This window comes from Castellaniella sp. MT123 (genome assembly GCF_039614765.1).
Lineage (GTDB): Bacteria > Pseudomonadota > Gammaproteobacteria > Burkholderiales > Burkholderiaceae_B > Castellaniella.
Genome location: NZ_CP154879.1, coordinates 608,381 through 628,232, shown reverse-complemented (window position 1 = coordinate 628,232; position 19,852 = coordinate 608,381). Strand labels below are relative to the sequence as shown.

Sequence of the window (19,852 nt, the reverse complement as noted above, 5' to 3'; positions counted from 1 at the left end):
GCTCAACTCCAGTACAAGCGGTGAGGATTGTCGACCAGCAGCTTGCGCTGCGACTCCGCGGTCAGGGCAATCTGGGGAATGTAGTCCACCAGCAGGCCGTCATCCGGCATGTGGGACTTCAGGTTCGGGTGTGGCCAGTCGGTGCCCCACAGGACGCGATCCGGAAAGGTCTCGACCAGGCGACGCGCGAACGGGACCACGTCGCGGTAGGGGTGCTGTTCGCCATTCAGCGCGGGCGGCCCGGACTGGCTGAGCCGTTCGGGACAAGTGACCTTGCTCCAGATGTTGGGATGGTCCTGCATCATTTTCACGAACAAGCCGAATTCCGGACCATCCACCGGCTTGGTCACATCCGGCCGGCCCATGTGGTCCACGACCACCGTCGTCGGCAACGTGGTGAAGAAATCATAGAGTTCGGGCAGATCCTGGGCTTCGAAGTAAACCACCACGTGCCAGCCCAGCGGCGCGATGCGCGCAGCAATGTCGGCCAGCACCTCGCGTGGCGTGAAATCCGCCAGCCGCTTGACGAAGTTGAAGCGTGTGCCGCGCACACCGGCTTCATGCATGGCACGCAGTTCGGCATCGGTGACGTCCTGTGCCACCGTGGCCACCCCCCGCGCCCGTCCGCCCGATGCCTGCAAGGCATCGATCAGCGCCCGGTTGTCCGTGCCGTGACAGGTGGCCTGCACGATCACATTTCTGGCGAACCCCAGGTGATCGCGCAACGCGAACAGGGCCTCTTTCGGGGCGTCGCAGGGCGTGTATTTGCGCTGCGGCGCATAGGGGAACACGGCCCCGGGCCCGAAGACGTGACAATGCGCATCCACGGCGTCGGCCGGCAGCCGGAAACGCGGACGGCTGGGGCCATCGTAATAATCCAGCCAGCCGGGGGTTTTGGTAAAGGTTTCCGTGGTGCTCATCGGATTCGTCCTCAGTCGATGTACTTGAGACCAGCCTTTTCCAGGCCTTCCCGCATCTTGTAGTAATCCAGTCCCAACACGCCGGAAGCAAAGATCTCGCGCTTGGCACCCTCGTTATCCTCGCGGGCCTGCGCCTTGGAGGCGACTTCGGCGGCGATCGCCGCCGGCACCACCACCACGCCGTCAGTGTCCGCGATCACGACGTCGCCCGGCATCACCACCGCGCCCGCACACACCACGGGGACATTGACCGAACCCAGGGTGCCCTTGACGGTCCCTTTGGAACTGATCTCGCGGCTGAACACAGGGAAATCCATGGATTCCAGCGTATCGACGTCACGCACACCGCCATCGATCACCAGGCCGCGCGCCCCACGCGCCTTGAAGGAGGTCGCCAGCAGATCGCCAAAAAAGCCATCAGTACTGTCCGTTGTGCAGCCGGCCACCACGACGTCGCCGGGCCGGATCTGCTCGGCGGCCACATGCAGCATCCAGTTGTCGCCCGGCTGCAGCAGCACCGTGACGGCCGTGCCGCACAGCCGCGCGCCGCGCCAGACCGGACGCATGTAGGGCTTCATCAATCCGACGCGCCCCATGGCCTCGTGAATGGTTGCCACGCCGAAATGCGACAAGTGCTCGACAGCGGCGGCGTCGGCGCGCTGAATCGTCCGGTGAACGATGCCCAGCTGGTTCAGGGGAGTGGTCATTTTTTAAGTCCTCCAACAATCATCAAAGGCCTTTGGCCTTCAGGGCGGCATCCAGGCGCGGATAGACACGGCGAGCATTGCCTTCGTAGATCTGGAAACGGTCGGCGTCGTCGAGCGTCCCGGCCGCATCGATATAGCGCTTGGTGTCGTCGAAATAATGACCGGTTTCAGGATCGATGCCGCGCACCGCGCCGATCATTTCCGAGGCGAACAACACGTTTTTCACGGGGATCACGTGGGTCAGCAAATCGATGCCCGGCTGATGATAGACACAGGTGTCGAAGAAGACGTTGTTGAGCAGATGCTCGTCGAGCAGGGGCTTTTTCAGCGCCTGAGCCAGACCGCGGAACCGCCCCCAATGGTACGGCACCGCCCCGCCCCCGTGTGGAATCACGAAGCGCAGCGTCGGGAAATCCTTGAACAGGTCGGACGTCAGGCACTGCATGAACGCCGTCGTATCGGCATTCAGATAGTGGGCGCCCGTCGTGTGGAAACAGGCATTACAGCTGGTGGACACGTGGATCATCGCCGGGATGTCGTGTTCGACCATCTTTTCATAGATCGGATACCAGGAGCGGTCCGACAGCGGCGGGGCCGTCCAGTGCCCGCCGGACGGGTCGGGGTTCAGATTGATCCCGACGGCACCGTATTCCCGCACGCATTTTTCCAGTTCGGGAATGCACGTCGCCGGGTCCACGCCGGGCGATTGCGGCAGCATCGCGGCCATTGCGAAATGATCGGGAAACAGCGTGGCCACCCGATGGCAAAGTTCATTGCAGATCGCCGACCAGGTGCTGGAGACCTGGAAATCCCCGATGTGGTGGGCCATGAAGCTGGCGCGCGGCGAAAAGATCGTCAGGTCCGAACCCCGCTCGCGCATGAGGCGCAGCTGATTGGTTTCGACGCTCTCGCGCAGTTCGTCGTCGCTGATGCGCAGATCCGAGGCCTTCGGGCTGTGCTCCGGATCCTGGATGCCGGCGATCTGCCGCTCGCGCCAGTCCGCCAGGGCCTGGGGCGCGGTCGTGTAATGCCCGTGGCAATCGATGATCAGAGGTTTTCGGCTCATGTGTGCAAATTCCTTGTGGTGACGAGACTCGGCCTGGCCCGGTTCAGGGTTGTGCGGCATCGGGCCAGGCGGCGGCGGGAACCATGACCTCGCCGCGCATGATGAGACGTGCGGTGCGCAGCAACGCGGCACGCACGACCTTCTGGGGATCTTCGGCGTCCAGCTCGAGGTCGACCGTGAATTCCCCACTGGGGTGTTCGATCGAGACGGCCTTGCGGGCGCCCTCGGGCAGCCGCGTCAGCGCATGCGGCACGGAGCCTTCCAGGACGCAGGCGGTGCCGACGGTGACAGCCGCGAGGACGCCGATCGCCTCGTGACAAACATGGGGGATGAAACAGCGCGTGTTGATCGCGCCGCCCGCCTGAGGCGCCGACACCAGGGTCATTTTGGGATAATTGCGCGACGTGACGTCGCCCAGCCCCATCAGTTGCGCCGTCTTCAGGCGCAGCGCCTCGATGCGGGCTTTCAGGGCCGAATCGGCATTCAATTGTGCCGGAGTTTCCTGGCCGGTGCAGCCCAGATCGCCGGCCCGGAACAACACCAGCGGCATGCCGTTGTCGATGCAGGTCACATCGATATCGAAGGCGGGAAAATCGGCCCCGGCCGGCGGCTCGACATGGACCTGGTCTCGCACCCTGCCCGTCGGCAACAGGCTGGAGCAGACCGATCCGGCGGTATCCAGGAAATTGATGGTGATGGGCGCCGACGTGCCCGGTACGCCGTCGATGCGGGCCAAGCCTTCGTAGCTGACCTGACGCCCCTGCGGGGTCAGGGGAGTTTGCACCGTGATGTCGCATTGCATGCCGGTATTGCGCGTCAGCACGCGCACCGTGGTTTCGTCCCCCTGCGCCTGGATCAAGCCGCGCTCGAGACCGAAGGGGACGACAGCCGCCAGCATGTTGCCACAGTTGGCCGTGGTATCGACCGTGTCGCGATCCGGCTGCAGCTGCGCGAACAGAAATTCCAGATCCACACCCGGTACGGTTCCGGCACGCACGATGCCGACCTTGCTGGTCAGGGGATGCGCGCCGCCCAGGCCATCGATCTGCCGGCGGTCGGGTGACCCCATGACGGCGAGCAGCACGCGATCGCGCGCCGCCGTGTCCAACGGCAGGTCGGACTCCAGGAAGAAGGGCCCGCGCGAGGTGCCTCCACGCATGAACAGGGTCGGAACTGGCTTTTGCATCACATCACCACCGTTGCTGTGTTGGACTCATTATGGGCGCAGACACCCCCACGAATAAGGGCATGGAAGCACTAGCTGCTATATCGGAATGATATACTTCAATGGGTGCGATAACGAACTTTAGGGTAAACCCTGATATGGATCTCAAGCAGCTGGAATATTTCGCGCGCGTGGCCGAACTGGGAAGCTTCACCCAGGCGTCCCATGCCCTGAACATCGCACAGCCCGCGCTCAGCCGGCAGGTGCGCCTGCTGGAAGTCGAGTTGCGCCAGAACCTGCTGAACCGCAACGGCCGCGGCGTCACGACGACCGAAGCAGGCAAGCTGCTGCTGGATCACTGTCGGGGGATCCTGCATCAGATCGAACGGGCCAAGGAAGACATGGGACGCGTTCAGGGCGCACTGGCCGGCCGGGTAGCCCTGGGCGTGCCACCCAGCGCATCCAAGATGCTGACGGTGCAGCTGACGCGAAAATTCCGCAAACAGCTGCCCAATGCCACCCTCTCGATCAGCGAAGGCCTGTCCCTGATGATGCAGGAATGGCTGCTGGCGGGGCGGCTGGACATCGCCCTGATCTACAATCCGACACCGTCGGCGGAACTGGATCTCAGCCCATTGACCAGCGAACTGCTGTACCTGGTCGGCCCCCTGGGCCCGCATCCGTCGCACCAGCCCGTGCAACTGCGCTCGCTGGCCAACATTCCGCTGGTCATTCCCAACCGTCCGCATACCGTGCGCATGCTGCTCGAATCGCAGATGGCGCTCATGGGCTGCCGGCCCAACATCCGCCTGGAAATCGACGGGGTCCCGGCGATCCTGGACCTGGTCGCCGATGGTGTGGGCTATGCCGTGCTCACCGAACATGCGGTCCTGACCTCGTCGCAGCCCGAGCGCTACCACATCCGGCCCATCGCCCAGCCCGAACTGCCCAGCCGGCTCTATCTGGCGACGGCCGCCGGGCGCATCACGACACTGACTCAGCAAGCCATGCTGGAACTGATCCGCTCGACGGTTGGTGAAGTCTATCCGGCGTCGATGATCCAGTCCGCTTGATGGCGCCGGTGGCCCGCCAGCGACGATCCGGCTGACCGCACCCCATTTCAGGGGGTGCGTTCCAGCAGGAGGATCACGCCTTCGCGTGAGCGATCAAACGGTCGGCATAGCCCTGCCAGCCGTCCGAGGGCTGTACGCCGTCGAACAGCCCCTGCGCGGCCAGGCCGGCCACCCAGTCCTGCTTTTCCGCCGTTGCCGCTGCCATCCAGGGCTCGAAGCCCGCTTCCCGTACGGTATTGGCGACCTCGCGCATCTCCTCGGCGCGACGGCGGCCGTGCTGGACGACCCGGCTGTAAAAATAGCGCCCCTGCTCGGTCCAGTCGATGGACGGGAAGGTTTCCTGCAGCGTTGGCAGGACGTGTTCTTCGACCCCATAGGCCCGGGCCGCGGTGTAGCTCTCGATCACCAGCGCCTCCAATCCTTTGATCATGACGCTGCGGCACATCTTGATCGCCGAGGCCACACCCAGTTCAGCCGACACCGCCTTGGCGTCCATGCCAAACGACGCGAGCCGCCGGGCGAGCGATTCCGCATGCGGCCCGCCCAGCAGCATCGGCACCCGGATGCCATACGGCGGCACCGAGGTCATCACCCCGGCTTCGACATAATGGCCGCCCGCCGCCTCGATGAGACCCGCGGCCTCGCGCTTGGCGCCCGGAGACGCCGAATTCAGGTCCAGAAAGACCGTGCCCGGCAGCAGATGCGCCGCCGCTTCGCGGGCGACCGCCACCGTGTTGGACGCGGTGACCGCCGACACCAGCAGCGTGCTCGCCGCGCAGAGCTCGGCCGAGGAAGCGCACAAGGTCACGCCATCCTGCCCTGCCCGTTCGCGCAGCGGGGCCGCAGCGGCCGGATCGGCCAGTTTCACGTCCCAGGCACGAACTCCGTCCACTTGCGGACCGAGCCCCGCGCAGAAGATACCGCCGACCTCGCCATAGCCGATCAGTCCCAGATGTGTTGCTTGCATGAGTGAATCCTCCTCTGACCCGTGGCCCGCCATCGGCCACGGATACGTCGATGGTCCGTCAGGACGCTGAAAACTGTTCCGTATCGATTTCCGCCTGCGTCGCCGGCCCGTAGCGATCGCCCGCGACCCGCGCGCGATGGAAACAGGCGGCCAGTTCCACGCACGATGCGTCGTCCAGCGACAGATCGGCCGCAGCCAGATTTTCCCGCAGATGCGACAGCCGGGTCGTGCCCGGAATCGGGATGACGTGCTCGCCCTGATGCAGCAGCCAGGCCAGCGCCAGCTGGCCCGGCGTGCAATCCCGTTCGCGTGCCAGGCGCCGCAACGGATCGAGCAGCGCCAGATTATGTCGCAGGGCTTCGGGCTGGAAACGCGGCATGCGCCGCCGCAGATCGTGCTCGTCCAGGGCATCCAGGGGCGGCAGGCCATCGGCCAGAAAAGCCCGACCCAATGGGCTGAAGGCCACCAGCGCGATGTCCAGATCGCGGCAGGCCTGCAGCACGGCGATTTCGACGTTGCGCACCCAGAGGGAATATTCGCTCTGGACGGCGGCGATCGGGTGGATGGCATGGGCACGGCGCAGTGTGTTCGCAGAGACCTCGGACAGGCCAATGTGGCGGACCTTGCCCGCCTGGACCATATCCGCCAATGCCCCCACACTGTCTTCGATCGGTACGGATTTGTCCCAGCGATGCAGATAATACAGATCGATGACGTCAGTACGCAGACGCCGCAAGGAATCTTCACAGGTGCGGCGCAGGGTCTCGGGGCGGCCATCGATGCGGCGTTGCCCATTGTCCCGGAAGATCCCGCACTTGCTGGCCAGGAAGAAACGGCTGCGATGCGGCGCAAGCACCCGGCCAACGAGTTCCTCGTTGTGACCGAAGCCGTAGAGCGCCGCCGTATCGAACAGCGTGACACCGGCATCCAGCGCCCCCAGCAGAAGGGACTCGGCCTGGTCCGGCGGCACCGCCGGACCATAGCCGTGGCTCAGGCCCATGCACCCCAGGCCGATGGGAAAGACCGGCATGCCGGCGATCGTGCGCTTTTTCGTCATAGTGCCCCGATTATCCCCAAATCCCGCCGGCGAGATAAGACCCTGGGGAGAACTAGCAGCTATAGCGGTCTGCTATTCCTTGCCTGGATCCCTGACCATCGCAACGGTATCGAACTCAACGTTCTGCAGGACGCCGTTCACCCGCTCGACCTTGCGAATATAAACGTTCTGAACGATGTCGCGGGTTTTGGGATCGATCCGGACCGGACCGCGCGGGCTGGTCCATTCCAGCCCCTCGGCCGCCGCGATGAAGGCATCGCCCTGGGCGTTGCCGCCCGTCTTCAACAGGGTTTCACGGATCAGACGCATGCCGTCGTAAGCGGCCACAGCCACCATGTTCGGGCGGGTGCCAGGATAGGCCTTCGCATAGGCGTCCACAAAAGACTTGTTCTCGGGTGATTCGTGCGCCTCGGAATAATGGAACGCCGAGATCATGCCCACGGCACTATCGCCCATGGCCGCCAGCACGTCCTCTGTAACGACATCCCCGGTCGCCAGCAGGCGGATGCCGGCCTCGGACAGGCCGCGTTCCCGGTAGCCCTTGGCGAAGGCCACGCCCTGTTCGCCGTTGGGCACGAACAGGAACACCGCGTCCGGACGAACGTCCTTGATCTTCTGCAGATAGGGGGCAAAATCCGGGCTGGTCAACGGCGTATGCACTTCACCGACCACGTCCCCACCCGCCGCGGAAAAGGTCTTCTTGAACTGCGCAGCCGCGTCGTGCCCTGGACCGTAATCCGCCACCGCAACGTACACACGCCGGATTCCGTTGGCCACCGCCCAGCTGGCCATAGGCGCAGCCACCTGCGGCAAGGTCATCGACGTACGCACGATGTAGGGCGACTTGGTCGTGATCGACGATGTGGCGGCATTGAGGACGACCATCGGCACCTTGGCCTCAGTGGCCAGCGGAGCCACCGAAAAAGCCCCCGGCGTCAGACCAAATCCGGCCAGCACCTCGACCTTGTCCTGAATCAGCAGGGTCTGTGCCTGACGCTTGCTGATTGCCGGCGAAACGCCCGTGTCATCCTTCGGGATCAACACGATCCGGCGTCCCGCGACAGTGTCACCATGTTCCTTCAGGTAGAGCTGGGCGCCGTTCATCATCTGCTGCCCGGTCGAGGCGAACGGCCCTGACAGCGGAAGGACCAGACCGACCTTCAGGTCCTGGGCCTGAGCCACACCCGCCCCGGTTGCCGCCAGGATGCAGGCGGCCAGCAGTTTGCCTATGAAATGCTTCACGTATGTCTCCTTTGACTTCGTTCTCGTAAATTGGGAAAACACGCGGGTCCCGGCAGCCTGTTGAATCGACCGGACGGAGCACTCACGCGCCGTCTGGTCAATCCGGACTGCGCATCAGAGGTCCAGCACCAACATCGGGGTCCTGGCACGGGAACAGCAAGGGGTGAACTGGTCGTTGGCCGCGTGCTCCGCATCCGTCAGGTAGGTGTCGCGATGATCAGGAAGGCCTTCCGCCACCCCCGTCAGGCAGGTTCCGCAGATCCCCTCCTCGCAGGACACGGGGATGAACACACCCTGGCGGTCCAGTGCAGCGGTCACCGTCTCATCAGCGGGGATATCGAAGACCTCTCCGGTACTGGCGAGCTTGACCTGAAAGGCGACGTCACCCGCCGCGGGTGCCACCGGACGCTCGACGTCATCCAGCGCGAAGCGCTCGAAGTGGACGTGTGACTCGTCCACGCCTGCTTCCCGGGCCTGCGTCCGGATGAAGTCGATGTAGCCCGACGGCCCGCAGACATAGACGTGGTCCTGCGACCTGGCCCGCTCCAGCACGGCCCGCGCATCCAGGGCCGTCTCCGGCTCGTCATCGAAATGCACCCGTGCGTGGCCGGCCAGCGATGGCCCCAGGATTTCGTCCAGAAAAGCGGCGCGCCCCCGCGAGCGGCAACTGTAGTGCAGTTCGAAGGCCGCGCTCGTCGCCTGGAGGCTACGAGCCATGCACAGCAGCGGCGTAATCCCGATCCCGCCGGCAAACAGCAGGCTGTGCTCCGCAGGGACCAGCGGGAAGCGATTGCGTGGCGGGCTGATGTGCAGCAGATCCCCCACCCGCACCTGATCGTGAACCGCGACCGAGCCCCCCCGGGACTGCGGCTCACGCAGCACGCCGATCAAGAAATGGCCGCGCTGCACGCAATCGTTGAGCAGGGAGTACTGGCGGATGTAACCACCGGGAAGATGCACGTCGATGTGCGCCCCCGGGGAAAACTCCGGCAGAAGGCCTCCATCGGGATCGACCAGCTCCAGGCTGACGACGTCCTGAGCCACCTGTTGCTTGCTGGCCACCCGTACGGACAGGGATTCTGTGATCATGTCATTCTCGTTTCATATCGGGACCCGCAAAAATGCCGTGTCCCGCGTAAAAGGTCAATTGGCGGCGGTACCTACGGCTTCGCCCTCGCCCCGGACCAGGTCATCCAGAAGACGCCGCGCCCGTACACCGCCGGCATCGATGTTCAGGGCCAGCAAGCGCCGATTCGGAAACAGCCGTTGGTTGCGCTGCTGGGCCTCCAGCACGGCCAGGTCCTGGCTGAAGATCTGACCTTGTCCAGTGCGGATAGTGTCAGTCAGGGCGGGATCATTCGCCTGGAAATGCCGGGCCATCCCCCAGAAATACCAGTGCGAGGACTCGGTCTCGGGCGTCATGAAATCCACGACGATCGCCGAGACCTTGTCGCGCGGATCCGCGTTGATCCCGCCCTTGCCCGCCAGTGCCACACCGACCTCGATCAGGACGTGACCTGGCGCGGTGAAGCGCGACACCTGCCAGCGATCGACAGGTGCCTGATCATCCAGGCCATGAGCCCGCATCGCCGCCTGCCAGAACGGGGGCGCGACGATCCCTTGCATTTCGCGGCGGGTGACCACCTGATCGCCTTCCATTTGAGTCCGGACGGGGGATTCATCGATTTCATCCTGCCCGATGCTGCCGACGTGCACGTAAGCCTCGTGGGTCAGGTCCATCAGATTATCGATCATCAGCCGGTAATCGCTCTGGATATGATAAAGCCCGCCACCAAAGGCCCACTCGGGGTGATCGGACCAGAACAGGTCAGGAATGGCCGACTCGTCAGCGAGCCCCGCATCGCCCGGCCAGACCCAGATGAAACCGTGCAGCTCCGCGACGGGATAACTATGGATGCAGGGAAAACCGCCCACCCGCTGCATGGGCATGGACACCGCCTTGCCATCGCAGCCCATGACCAGACCATGATAGCCGCACATTAACTTGCCATCGACCACGGCACCGAGCGAGAGCGCGGCGCCCCGGTGGGGACAGAAATCTTCCAGCGCAGCGACCTTGCCGCCTTCTCCCCGATAGAACACGATCGGCCGCCCGCAAATCATGCGACCCAGCGGCTTGTCACCGATCTCATCGGGTGTACAGGCTACGTACCAGGCATTCTTGGGAAACATGCGCCATCTCCTGCGAAGCGATCCGCAGAAGAACGGATCGATGTTTGATTAAAGAATATTCAGTACACTGAACGTTTAGACATATGCTATTTCTCGAGACGTCGATGCAACATCGGTGCTTACCCCTAGACCTTGTCAACTACAAGGTTTTCACCCACCCCCTCGTGCGCAGACCGTGCCGCTGTCAACGGCGCCCGACTTTGATGATTGTTCACGTCCACGAGCTTTCGCAGCAGCGCCATGAACTGGGTTTCCTCCTGGGGCGAGAATTTCTCGAAGATGCGTCGGTGCAAGCGACCAATGGCATCGTTGACCAGAAGCAGCAGATCCCTGCCCTGATCGGTGAGCATCACGATACGCTGGCGGCGATTGGCGGGATCGACCTGACGCGACAGCAGGCCCTTTTCCTCGAGCCGGGTCGCCACGCTGGCCGCCGTGGACGTGTCGATCGCCGCCAGGCCCGCCAAGGACACTTGGTCAACCCCCGGATGGTCCAGCAGCACGCACAACACCGCATACTGCATGGGCGTGACGAGGGCACCGATCTCGTCATGGAAGATCGACGCCGAAATCTGCTGGGCGCGCCGCAGCAGGTGGCCAGGCTGGGTATACAGCGGTTCGTACAGGATCGAATCGGACATGTGGGTTTCTCGCCGGATGCCGCCGGGCAAGCGGCCAGGGAAAGCAGCAATGGACACCGCCCCTGCGTCCAGTTTCGATTATCGTCCAGTCCGCGAGCGGGATGCCAGCAGGCCCACTGGGAGCCCGGCTTTCCCTTCCCTGTTTTTTTGCTCCCAATCAATCCGGAATACCTATGAACGACATTCGCCCCACCTTCGTCCTGCTGCACGGCCTGCTATGCGACGCGGATACCTGGTCCGATTTCATCGGCCCTCTTTCGCGCCTGGGCCATGTCCTGGCGGCAGACCTGAGCAGCATCACCTCGCTGCCCGATGCGGCACGCGATGTGTTGGCTCGGACGACCGGTCCGCTAATCGTGGCAGGGCATTCGATGGGTGGGCGCATCGCACTGGAAATGGCCCGTCAGGCGCCGAAGCGCTGTCAGGCCCTGGTGCTCATGAACACCGGCTACCAGGGGCTGGGCAACGGAGAGGCCGAAAAGCGACTCGCCCTGGTGCGCGCTGCACGGGCCTGCGGCATCGAGGCGATTGCAGCCGACTGGCTCGCCGGCATGATCGCACCCGAAACTCGGGACGACGAGGCGCTGATGCACAGGATGCGCACGATGATCCTGCGCTCGACACCGGATTCTTTCGCCAGTCAGATGGGGGCCCTGATCGACCGGCCCGACGCCACGGAACTGCTGAGCCGAATCGACTGTCCCGTACTGCTCATGAGCGGCACGGAGGACCGATGGAGTCCGATCGCCAGGCACGCCGACATGGCGGACCTGATATCCGACGCAACGCTGGAAGCTGTGACGGGCGCAGGCCACATGGCACCGTTCGAGGCGCCAGCGGCCTGCTTGTCCGCCATCTCGGGCTGGCTTTCGCGCTGGGCCCTGGCGGACTGATGGAGGACGCGCCGGATCAGGCCTGCTCGAGCACCACCAACCCCGTGGCCGTGTTGGAAATCGGCACGTGGTAGTGCGAATGCAGCTTGCGCACCGGCGTATCGTCCAGCACGCCCCGCGCCGCGACCCACATGAGCAGCTCGATCCCCTGCGTGCCGGTCAGCTCGACCAGTTCGTCGTTGGTGTATTGGGTGATCCAGGTGGGATCGTCCACCAGGCTGTCCATGAACTGCTGATCGAAGGACCTGTTGATGAACCCGGCCCGTTCGCCATCCAGCTGATGCGACAGGCCACCGCTGGCAATCACCAGCACCCGCCGGTCGTCATCCCAGGACTCGATCGCACGGCGCAACGACTGGCCCAGCCGATAGCAACGCGCCGCCGACGGATAGGGTGCCAGCACCGTATTGATGCAGACCGGCACGATCTCCACCGGCCAGGCGCCCGCTGCCTGGCCTTCGGGCCACAGCAACGCCAGCGGCAGCGATACCGCATGGTCGATCAGCGCTTCCTGGCAGGTGGTGATGTCGAAATCGTCCTCGACCAGCGTTTCGACGATCTGCCAGGAGAGGTCCACGCATCCCTTCGGTTGCACCAGGGCGGGAATGCCCCAGCCCTCGTCGGCGGTCTGGTAGACGTCGGCCGCCCCCACCGAAAAGGTCGGCATCTTGTCGAGAAAGAAATTCAGGCCGTGGTCGTTGTGCACTATGACCACGACGTCGGGGCGTGTTTGAGCCAGCCATTCGCGGGCCTTGTCGTACCCGTCGAAAAACGGTTTCCAGTATGGGTCTTCCTGTTTCTGGCGGGCCAGGGCGCCGCCAATGGCGGGGACGTGAGACGTGCTGATACTGCCGATGATGTGTGCCATGATCATGCTCCTGCCGAAGCCAGTTTGGCCCGGAAGGCCTCTTTACTCAATCCCGTCTGCTGGGCGCCGATGTCCTGCATGTCCAGGCCGAAAATCCCGGCCAGCTTGGCCAGGTAATAGGGGTGGCCGCCGGCCGCGATCATGCGCAGAACTTCCCGGCTGCGCACGGCTTCCTTCTGCGCTTCGGACAGGCCGTAGCGGTTCATGTAGGCTTCTTCGTCGCTCAGGAACGCGGCCCGGCATTCCGCCGCATTGAAGCTGAAACACATACGGTTCAGCGCATACCCGATGCGGGCCAGGTCACCATCGAAAATCACCGTGCCGGGGATCTTGCGCCGGCGCTGTCGTGTAGTGGCTGTCATGACTTGTCTCCTTGAAAGTAGCCCGACCGGATGTTATCGGCCGAGGGAAATCAGACAGGCCCATCATGAATCAGCCGGCGCATCCCAGGAATGGATTTTTATACTTTAAAAATGTACATTTAATGGATTCATGTCATCAGGAGACGGTCATGGAGGTACTCACGCCCGCCCCGCCCGCCCATGACCACACCGCCATTCCGATCTATAAACTCTACGGTTACGGCAATGTCTGGACGACACCCGATCCGCTGTTTTGCGAAACCATTGCGGCCCAGGAGAAATTGCACAATTGGCATGTGACCGCCCACAAACACGCAGATCTCTTCCAGGTTCTGTTCCTGGAATCCGGGGCGGTCACCGTACGGCTGGACGGCCAGGCCAGCACCCTCGTGGCCGGGCCAACCGTCGCCCGGCCCCCATCCCCGGACGATTCCGAGCAGGGCCTGGCGGACGGCGGACACATCGTGGTGGTGCCCCAGCAGGTCGTGCATGAATTCATCTTCCGCCCAGGTTCCAGCGGCTACATCCTGACGCTGACCTACGCCCTGCTGCATCCACTGTGCGAACGCCATGGCCTGAACCTGAACACCCTGACGGATCCGGCGACGCTGCAGCTGAAGGCGGGAGATGCCGGCGACGCTCACACCGCGCTGACCTTCCACCGCATGGACCAGGAATATCGCAGCCTGCGCAGTCCCCAGCGCGGTCCGCTGCTCGAGGCCTTGCTGGGCATCGTTCTGGTCTGGATCCATCAGCACCACCGGCCTGCGGGCGCGACCCAGGCGGGGGCGGACCCCGGCAGCCAGCACCTCACACGCTACGCCCACATGATCGAGGCCCATTACGCCCGCCAGCATCAGGTGGCCTGGTATGCGCGGCGCATCGGCGTGACGCCCGCACACCTGAACAGCATCGTCCAGGCCCTGGCCGGAAAGACCGCACTGCAGCTGATCCACGACCGGCTGCTGCTGGAGGCGCGCCGTGAGCTGATCTACACGACGCGCACCATCGGCACAATCGCCGATTCGCTAGGCTTTGCCGATCCGGGATATTTCACCCGGTTCTTCAAGCGGCTGGCTGGGGTCTCGCCCAAGGACTTCCGCCGCGGCGCCCTGGGCACCGGGGGGCATCGTCCGGGAGCCAACCCGCCGGACGATGCCCAGGACGAACCGGCAACCGATCAGACGACCGGTTCGTAGGGTAGGCCCACGTAGTTTTCCGCGATCGTCATCAGCCCGGCCTGCGTGCTGGTGTAGTAGTCCTGCTCGGCCTTCTGGATGCGCTGGTTGAAGCCGCCCTCGTCAAACGTGTGCAGCAGCGAGGTCATCCACCAGGAAAAACGCTCGGCCTTCCAGATGCGCCGCAGGCAGATTTCCGAGTAGCGGTCCAGCAGCTCGGGGCGATTCTCGTGATAGGCGCCGCGCAAGGCATGGTACAGGGTATAGACGTCGCTGGAGGCCAGATTCAGCCCCTTGGCGCCGGTCGGCGGCACAATGTGCGCCGCATCCCCCACCAGGAACATCCGGCCGAAACGCATCGGCTCGGCAACGAAGCTGCGCAACGGCGCAATGCTCTTCTCGAATGAAGGGCCGGTTTGCAGCTTGCCTGCGACATCCTCGGGCAGGCGTGCCGACAATTCCGTCCAGAAGCGGTCATCGGACCAGTCCTCGACATGCTCGGCCAGGCTGCACTGAATGTAATAGCGGCTGCGCGTGTGAGAACGCATGCTGCACAGCGCGAAACCCCGGGGATTGTGGACGTAAATCAGTTCGTCCTCGACGGGCGGTGTTTCGGTGAGCAAACCCAGCCAGCCGAAGGGATACACCCGCTCGAAATTATGGATCTTGTCCTGGGGCGCGGATTTGCGCGACACCCCATGGAAGCCGTCGCAACCCGCGATGTAATCGCACTCCAGCACGTGCTGTTTCCCCTCGTGCTGGAAGGTCACCCGGGGTTTGTCGCCTTCCAGGAAGTCGTGCAGCTGCACGTCGGTCGCTTCGTAGTAAATCGGCGCACCGCTCTCCCGACGGGCATCCATCAGGTCATGCGTGACTTCCGTCTGCCCGTAGACCAGCACGGACTTTCCGGTCAGGCCATGCATGTCGACCCGATGCCGGTCGCCCTGGAACGCCAGGGTGAAACCCGTGTGCTCCAGTCCATCGGCATCCATCCGGGCGGACACCCCGGCCTCGCGCATGAGATCGACGAAACCGTATTCCAGCACGCCCGCGCGAACCCGCCCCAGGACATATTCCGGCGTGTGACGCTCCAGGATGACGTTGTCAATGCCGCAGCGATGCAGCAACTGGCCCAGCAGCAGCCCCGACGGGCCAGCGCCGATAATGGCGACCTGTGTCTTCATGATTCTCCTCCGTCCCGATCCTCGCGCCCCCTTGGCGCGTCCTGTTTTCGGGCATGTCGTCCATGGTGCCCGTTTCCGGACTATTCTGGAATGGACTTTTGAAGCATAAAATTACCGATATGAACCATTTTCAGCGTGCCCCACTCTTTCAGCTCTATGGCGAGCAGGCCGACTGGCCGCTGGCGGAAATGCTGCATTGCGAAACCATCGCTTCCCGCAGCCGCTTGCATCATTGGCACATCCGCCCGCATCGCCATGCGGGTCTCTACCAGATCCTGTACCTGCATCAGGGACAGGCCACCGTGAGCCTGGACGAGGCGCGCCACACCATCCAGGGGCCCACCGCCGTCGAGGTGCCCCAGACGTTCATCCACGGCTTCGAATTCGACACGGATTGCACCGGCTATGTCATCACGATCACCAACGCCCTGCTGATGCGGCTGGCCCAGCAACTCGGATCACTGGCCACCCCACCCGGCCGCCCGGTGCTGCACCGGCTCACAGCGGCGGACGGGGGATCCGACCTGCATGAGGCCTGCGCCCAGCTCAATCTCCAGCACGCGGGCGATCAGCCATTCCGCGAGGCCCGGATCGAAGCCTGGCTGACCCTGCTCTATGCCCGCTTGCGCAGCAGCTCGCCGGATGGCGGCACACGCCGCCCCGCATCCCGGGGGCTGAATCACTACACCCGGTTCGGCGAGCTCGTGGAGCAGGCACATGGCCGGCACCACGGGGTCGCGTGGTACGCGGGGCAACTGGGGCTGAGCACTACCCACCTGAACCTCCTGACACGCACCCACGCGGGCAAAACCCCCCTGCAGCTGATTCATGAACGCCTAGCGCTGGAAGCCAGCCGCAGCCTGGTCTACACCACGATGACCATCGGCGAGATCTCCGACATGCTGGGTTTTTCCGAGCCGGCGCACTTCACGCGGTTCTTTCGCAAGGTCGCCGGCGCGTCCCCGCGCGACTTCCGCCAGCGTCTCCAGGGGCGGGCGGACGCATCGGCTCAGCCCGCTCAGGCCCCGGCTTCGTCCGGTTGATCCCCAACGCCCGCATCATCCGGCAAGCCCGGCCGCGCAAAGGCCTGCCGGTCGATACCATACCGTCGCAGCTTGTCGTACAGGGTCTTGCGCGGCAAGCCCAGCGCCGCCAGCGTGGCCTTGATCTCGCCGCCATGCGCGGCCAGCGCCTCGCGGATCAGTTCGGCTTCGTAGTGGTCGACACGCTCGGGCAGGCTGCCAGCCGGCTCATCCGCCTGGGAGCCGCCCTCGTCGGCAATCCGGTGCACCCCCAGCACATAACGATCGGCCGCATGAGCCAGTTCGCGCACGTTGCCGGGCCAATCATGCCGCATCAGATGCCGCCAGAATACCGGATCGACCGGCGGTACGGGACAGTTGAAGCGTTGCGCGGCCCGGGCGGCGAAATGCGTGAACAGCACCGGAATGTCTTCCCGGCGCGCCCGCAACGGCGGGATCTCCACGGTCACGACATTGAGCCGGTAGTACAGATCCTCGCGAAAGCGGGATCGGATCTCGGGCGCCCCCAGATCGGTCTTGGTAGCCGCGACGACGCGCACATCGACGGCCCGGTGCTCATTGGTTCCCAGGGGCATGACCTGCCGGGTTTCCAGCACCCGCAGCATGCGCACCTGCATGGCTGCCGACATGCTCTCGATCTCGTCGAGAAACAGGGTGCCGCCATCGGCGTGCTCGATGCGGCCTACCCGCCGCTTCTGGGCACCCGTGAACGCGCCGGCTTCATGACCGAACAATTCGCTCTCGATCACCGATTCCGGCAAGGCCCCGCAATTGATGGCCACGAATGGCCCATCACGCCGGCGGCTGAGCCGGTGCAGGACCTGGGCGACGACTTCCTTGCCGCTACCGGTTTCCCCATGGACCAGCACGTCGACGTCGGCATCGGCCACATGGCGCAGCAGTTCCCGAATACGCACGATCGCCGGGGCATTGCCGATCAGCATCGACGCCGCATCCGGCACCTGAGCGGCCTGTGCCCGAAGCCGCCGATTCTCCAGCACCAGGTGACGCTGCGCGGCGCCATGGCGGATGGCGGCCAGCAGCCTCTCGGGGGCGTAGGGCTTGGACAGAAAATCGTAAGCGCCTTCGCGCATGGCGCCAACCGCCATCTCGATGTCGCCATGCCCGGTAATGAGGATGACGGGAATGTCGGCATCCAGACGCCGCACATGGCGAAACAGGGTGAGGCCATCCATATCGGCCATGCGCACATCGGTCACCAGCACGCCGGGAAAATCCGGCGTCAGGTAATCCAACGCCTCGCGCGCGCCCGCGCAGGGATGCACCACGACTCCCTGCAGATCCAGCGCCTGCGTATTGGCATCCCGCACATCCTCATCGTCATCGACGAACACCACATCGACCGAGCTCACGTCTGGCTCTCCTCGCACATCAGCAATACCTCGAAAATCGCTCCCTGGTCCGTTTCCAGCGCCTGCAGCGTGCCACCGAACTCGGTGACGATATCCCGTGAAATGACCAGCCCCAGGCCCACTCCCTGCGCCCGCGTCGTATAGAAAGGCGTGAACAGACGCTCGCGCGTCGTGAGGTCGATGCCCCGGCCATTGTCAGCGATCCGCACGCTGACCTGACCGTCCACGGCGTTCACCGACAGGACGATTTGCGGCTGCTGGCAGTCTTCCAGCGCCTCTAGCGCGTTGTAGAGCAGATTGACGAATACCTGCTCCAGACGCATGCTGTCAGCCCGGACCCGGGGGGACGGCCGCTCACGCAGGTCCCGCAGATCGACCCCCAGACGGTCCAGGCGCGGACCGATCAGCAACAATGCTCCTGCCAGCGCGGCATCCAGATCAATGGCTTCGATACGGGCCGCTCGTTTGCGGGAGAAGGCGCGCAATTCCTGGGTAATGCCACCGATGCGCTCGGTCAGCCGGGCAATCGCCGCCAGATTGTCGCGCACGCGATCCAGCTGGCCGCGCCGCAGGAACTCGCCGGTATTGTCGGCGTAAGTGCGGATGGCGCCCACGGGCTGATTGATCTCGTGCGCCACGCCCGCCGCCACCTGCCCCAGCAGCGACAGACGGTTGGCCTGAACGAGCTCATCCTGCATCTCATGCAGTCGGGCCTCGGTGCGACGATGGTCGTCCATTTCCGCCTGCAGCCTGGCATTGGCATCCCACAGCTCACGCGTGCGCAGCCGCACTTCGGATTCCAACGCCTGGCGGGCGGCCAGCAGCCGCGCGGCGCGTCGATGGCGCCGCGCCAACCCCCAGCCGGCCAACGACGACAGCAGTACGACCAGCAGCACAATGACCCGGGCGGTCAGCGCCGCGGCATCCAGCGCGCTGGAGACGGGCCGCAACAGATGCAGGTGCCAGCCTGGCATTCCAGGGACAGGCTGTTCGACATGCAGCAGCAGGGCTCCCGCCCGCAACCCCGCCTGCGCCTGCGTCAGGCGGACCAGCGCAACCGGATGCGACGCATCGTCGTCGAGCGGTGGATCGATCGGCAAGGGATCCAGAGGCGCCGCGCCAAACTGGAGGCTTTCACGTACCCGTGCGGCATGCGCCGACGGTAATGGACGGATGACGTGATAGTGCCAGTCCGCCGGGTAGCCCAGCAGCACGACTCGCTGTGCATCGGTCACGAACTGGGGCATGCCACTGCGCGTCCAGACGGATTCCAGATCCTGGAAACCGATCTTGAGCACCACGACCCCCAGGGGGCCACCTGGCCCGTCTACCCGTCGGGCCAGGTACAGGCCCGGCTCGCGGCTGATAGTGCCAAGCGCGAAATGGGACGCCTGCCCGAACGTGATGGCATCCCGGTAGTAGGGGCGGAACCGATAGTCATGACCCACGAAGGAATCCGGCTCTTGCCAGTTGCTGGCCGCCAAGGTATCGCCGCCATCGGCCCGCATCACGTAGAGGATGGCAGCCCCCAGGCTTTGGGCCAGGGCCTCCAGGCGTCGGTTCAGACGATCCTGCCCGGCCGGCGACGGTGCCTGCAGGATATCGATCAGGGCCGTATCCTGCGCCAGGATCCGGGGGATCGCGCGAAACTTGTCGAGCTTGTGATCCAGTGCGGTCAGGCTCAGTTGCGCGGATGCCTGGGCCTGCGACCTCAGGTCGCGCATGGCCCGATCCCGGGCCCACAGGCCAGCCCCCCACAGCAGTGCCAGCACGACCACCAGCGCCAGCGCGCATGCCAGCCAGACCCGCCAACCGGGAGACAGCGTCGCCAACCGGGATTCAGGGGAGGCCAGCGGAGGATTCGAAGAGGGATCGGACATCATCGCCTGGGTGAATTTCCGGACATTTTACCTTTTTGAT

19 protein-coding genes are annotated in these 19,852 nt (G+C 64.4%); 4 read left to right on the top strand and 15 right to left on the bottom strand.

Going from position 1 to position 19,852, the window contains the following annotated elements; genetic code table 11:
* Window positions 1-2: 2 nt before the first annotated feature.
* From ABCV34_RS02810 to ABCV34_RS02795, 4 genes are read right to left on the bottom strand one after another with little or no spacing between them, the layout of a single operon-like run.
* Window positions 3-920, bottom strand: a complete 918-nt coding sequence (locus ABCV34_RS02810) for an amidohydrolase family protein (protein WP_345797741.1) — start codon at window positions 918-920, stop codon at window positions 3-5.
* Between the two features lie 11 nt (window positions 921-931).
* Window positions 932-1,627, bottom strand: coding sequence for a 4-carboxy-4-hydroxy-2-oxoadipate aldolase/oxaloacetate decarboxylase (ligK, locus tag ABCV34_RS02805; protein WP_345797740.1), 696 nt, complete (start codon window positions 1,625-1,627; stop codon window positions 932-934).
* Window positions 1,628-1,649: 22 nt separating this feature from the next.
* Window positions 1,650-2,678: an amidohydrolase family protein gene (locus tag ABCV34_RS02800; RefSeq protein WP_345798678.1), complete on the bottom strand. Its 1,029-nt coding sequence runs from the start codon at window positions 2,676-2,678 to the stop codon at window positions 1,650-1,652.
* Window positions 2,679-2,736: 58 nt separating this feature from the next.
* Window positions 2,737-3,879, bottom strand: coding sequence for a 4-oxalomesaconate tautomerase (locus ABCV34_RS02795; RefSeq protein WP_345797739.1), 1,143 nt, complete (start codon window positions 3,877-3,879; stop codon window positions 2,737-2,739).
* 137 nt (window positions 3,880-4,016) lie between these two features.
* Between ABCV34_RS02795 and ABCV34_RS02790 the strand changes: the two genes are divergently transcribed.
* The gene (locus ABCV34_RS02790; RefSeq protein WP_345797738.1) at window positions 4,017-4,931 is read left to right on the top strand and encodes a LysR substrate-binding domain-containing protein; all 915 of its coding nucleotides are present in this window, start codon (window positions 4,017-4,019) and stop codon (window positions 4,929-4,931) included.
* A 73-nt stretch (window positions 4,932-5,004) separates the two neighbouring features.
* Here the strand turns inward: ABCV34_RS02790 and ABCV34_RS02785 are convergent, their stop codons facing one another.
* From ABCV34_RS02785 to ABCV34_RS02760, 6 genes are all read right to left on the bottom strand, one after another.
* Window positions 5,005-5,898, bottom strand: a complete 894-nt coding sequence (locus ABCV34_RS02785) for a DUF1932 domain-containing protein (RefSeq protein WP_345797737.1) — start codon at window positions 5,896-5,898, stop codon at window positions 5,005-5,007.
* 58 nt (window positions 5,899-5,956) lie between these two features.
* Window positions 5,957-6,955 carry an aldo/keto reductase gene (locus tag ABCV34_RS02780; protein ID WP_345797736.1) on the bottom strand — a complete coding sequence of 333 codons (999 nt, stop codon included), beginning with the start codon at window positions 6,953-6,955 and terminating at the stop codon, window positions 5,957-5,959.
* 72 nt (window positions 6,956-7,027) lie between these two features.
* The gene (locus tag ABCV34_RS02775) at window positions 7,028-8,197 is read right to left on the bottom strand and encodes an ABC transporter substrate-binding protein (RefSeq protein WP_345797735.1); all 1,170 of its coding nucleotides are present in this window, start codon (window positions 8,195-8,197) and stop codon (window positions 7,028-7,030) included.
* 114 nt (window positions 8,198-8,311) lie between these two features.
* The gene (locus tag ABCV34_RS02770; protein WP_345797734.1) at window positions 8,312-9,286 is read right to left on the bottom strand and encodes a PDR/VanB family oxidoreductase; all 975 of its coding nucleotides are present in this window, start codon (window positions 9,284-9,286) and stop codon (window positions 8,312-8,314) included.
* A 54-nt stretch (window positions 9,287-9,340) separates the two neighbouring features.
* Window positions 9,341-10,390 (bottom strand): aromatic ring-hydroxylating dioxygenase subunit alpha, encoded by a 1,050-nt coding sequence (locus tag ABCV34_RS02765; RefSeq protein WP_345797733.1) that lies wholly within the window; start codon window positions 10,388-10,390, stop codon window positions 9,341-9,343.
* Between the two features lie 125 nt (window positions 10,391-10,515).
* Window positions 10,516-11,031 carry a MarR family transcriptional regulator gene (locus ABCV34_RS02760; protein WP_345797732.1) on the bottom strand — a complete coding sequence of 172 codons (516 nt, stop codon included), beginning with the start codon at window positions 11,029-11,031 and terminating at the stop codon, window positions 10,516-10,518.
* Window positions 11,032-11,204: 173 nt separating this feature from the next.
* Here ABCV34_RS02760 and ABCV34_RS02755 point away from each other — a divergent pair, with 173 nt between their 5' ends.
* Window positions 11,205-11,924, top strand: a complete 720-nt coding sequence (locus ABCV34_RS02755; RefSeq protein WP_345797731.1) for an alpha/beta fold hydrolase — start codon at window positions 11,205-11,207, stop codon at window positions 11,922-11,924.
* Between the two features lie 16 nt (window positions 11,925-11,940).
* On the opposite strand, the gene ABCV34_RS02750 is transcribed toward ABCV34_RS02755, so the two are convergent.
* Window positions 11,941-12,792 (bottom strand): class III extradiol dioxygenase family protein, encoded by an 852-nt coding sequence (locus tag ABCV34_RS02750; RefSeq protein WP_345797730.1) that lies wholly within the window; start codon window positions 12,790-12,792, stop codon window positions 11,941-11,943.
* A gap of 2 nt (window positions 12,793-12,794) precedes the next feature.
* Complete coding sequence (locus ABCV34_RS02745) at window positions 12,795-13,154, bottom strand: protocatechuate 4,5-dioxygenase subunit alpha (protein ID WP_345797729.1); 360 nt, start codon at window positions 13,152-13,154, stop codon at window positions 12,795-12,797.
* Between the two features lie 149 nt (window positions 13,155-13,303).
* Between ABCV34_RS02745 and ABCV34_RS02740 the strand changes: the two genes are divergently transcribed.
* Window positions 13,304-14,353 carry a helix-turn-helix domain-containing protein gene (locus ABCV34_RS02740; protein WP_345797728.1) on the top strand — a complete coding sequence of 350 codons (1,050 nt, stop codon included), beginning with the start codon at window positions 13,304-13,306 and terminating at the stop codon, window positions 14,351-14,353.
* Here the strand turns inward: ABCV34_RS02740 and pobA are convergent.
* Window positions 14,335-15,516, bottom strand: coding sequence for a 4-hydroxybenzoate 3-monooxygenase (pobA, locus tag ABCV34_RS02735; protein ID WP_345797727.1), 1,182 nt, complete (start codon window positions 15,514-15,516; stop codon window positions 14,335-14,337). The two genes, ABCV34_RS02740 and pobA, sit on opposite strands and share 19 nt — an antisense overlap.
* Window positions 15,517-15,635: 119 nt before the next feature.
* Between pobA and ABCV34_RS02730 the strand changes: the two genes are divergently transcribed.
* Window positions 15,636-16,559, top strand: a complete 924-nt coding sequence (locus ABCV34_RS02730; RefSeq protein ID WP_345797726.1) for a helix-turn-helix domain-containing protein — start codon at window positions 15,636-15,638, stop codon at window positions 16,557-16,559.
* Here ABCV34_RS02730 and ABCV34_RS02725 read toward each other — a convergent pair.
* Both ABCV34_RS02725 and ABCV34_RS02720 read right to left on the bottom strand, forming a co-directional pair.
* Window positions 16,535-17,932 carry a sigma-54 dependent transcriptional regulator gene (locus ABCV34_RS02725; protein ID WP_345797725.1) on the bottom strand — a complete coding sequence of 466 codons (1,398 nt, stop codon included), beginning with the start codon at window positions 17,930-17,932 and terminating at the stop codon, window positions 16,535-16,537. The two genes, ABCV34_RS02730 and ABCV34_RS02725, sit on opposite strands and share 25 nt — an antisense overlap.
* Window positions 17,929-19,812: an ATP-binding protein gene (locus ABCV34_RS02720; RefSeq protein ID WP_345797724.1), complete on the bottom strand. Its 1,884-nt coding sequence runs from the start codon at window positions 19,810-19,812 to the stop codon at window positions 17,929-17,931. Before ABCV34_RS02720 ends, ABCV34_RS02725 begins: the two co-directional genes overlap by 4 nt.
* Window positions 19,813-19,852: the final 40 nt, after the last annotated feature.

Bases quoted from the DNA above. Each gene is read 5' to 3' on its own strand.
- ABCV34_RS02785 (WP_345797737.1), bottom strand. From the start codon at position 5,898: ATGCAAGCAACACATCTGGGACTGATCGGCTATGGCGAGGTCGGCGGT.
- ABCV34_RS02745 (WP_345797729.1), bottom strand. From the start codon at position 13,154: ATGACAGCCACTACACGACAGCGCCGGCGCAAGATCCCCGGCACGGTG.
- ABCV34_RS02755 (WP_345797731.1), top strand. From the start codon at position 11,205: ATGAACGACATTCGCCCCACCTTCGTCCTGCTGCACGGCCTGCTATGC.
- ABCV34_RS02740 (WP_345797728.1), top strand. From the start codon at position 13,304: ATGGAGGTACTCACGCCCGCCCCGCCCGCCCATGACCACACCGCCATT.
- pobA (WP_345797727.1), bottom strand. From the start codon at position 15,516: ATGAAGACACAGGTCGCCATTATCGGCGCTGGCCCGTCGGGGCTGCTG.
- ABCV34_RS02770 (WP_345797734.1), bottom strand. From the start codon at position 9,286: ATGATCACAGAATCCCTGTCCGTACGGGTGGCCAGCAAGCAACAGGTG.
- ABCV34_RS02810 (WP_345797741.1), bottom strand. From the start codon at position 920: ATGAGCACCACGGAAACCTTTACCAAAACCCCCGGCTGGCTGGATTAT.
- ABCV34_RS02760 (WP_345797732.1), bottom strand. From the start codon at position 11,031: ATGTCCGATTCGATCCTGTACGAACCGCTGTATACCCAGCCTGGCCAC.
- ABCV34_RS02720 (WP_345797724.1), bottom strand. From the start codon at position 19,812: ATGTCCGATCCCTCTTCGAATCCTCCGCTGGCCTCCCCTGAATCCCGG.
- ABCV34_RS02765 (WP_345797733.1), bottom strand. From the start codon at position 10,390: ATGTTTCCCAAGAATGCCTGGTACGTAGCCTGTACACCCGATGAGATC.
- ABCV34_RS02795 (WP_345797739.1), bottom strand. From the start codon at position 3,879: ATGCAAAAGCCAGTTCCGACCCTGTTCATGCGTGGAGGCACCTCGCGC.
- ABCV34_RS02780 (WP_345797736.1), bottom strand. From the start codon at position 6,955: ATGACGAAAAAGCGCACGATCGCCGGCATGCCGGTCTTTCCCATCGGC.
- ligK (WP_345797740.1), bottom strand. From the start codon at position 1,627: ATGACCACTCCCCTGAACCAGCTGGGCATCGTTCACCGGACGATTCAG.
- ABCV34_RS02750 (WP_345797730.1), bottom strand. From the start codon at position 12,792: ATGGCACACATCATCGGCAGTATCAGCACGTCTCACGTCCCCGCCATT.
- ABCV34_RS02790 (WP_345797738.1), top strand. From the start codon at position 4,017: ATGGATCTCAAGCAGCTGGAATATTTCGCGCGCGTGGCCGAACTGGGA.
- ABCV34_RS02730 (WP_345797726.1), top strand. From the start codon at position 15,636: ATGAACCATTTTCAGCGTGCCCCACTCTTTCAGCTCTATGGCGAGCAG.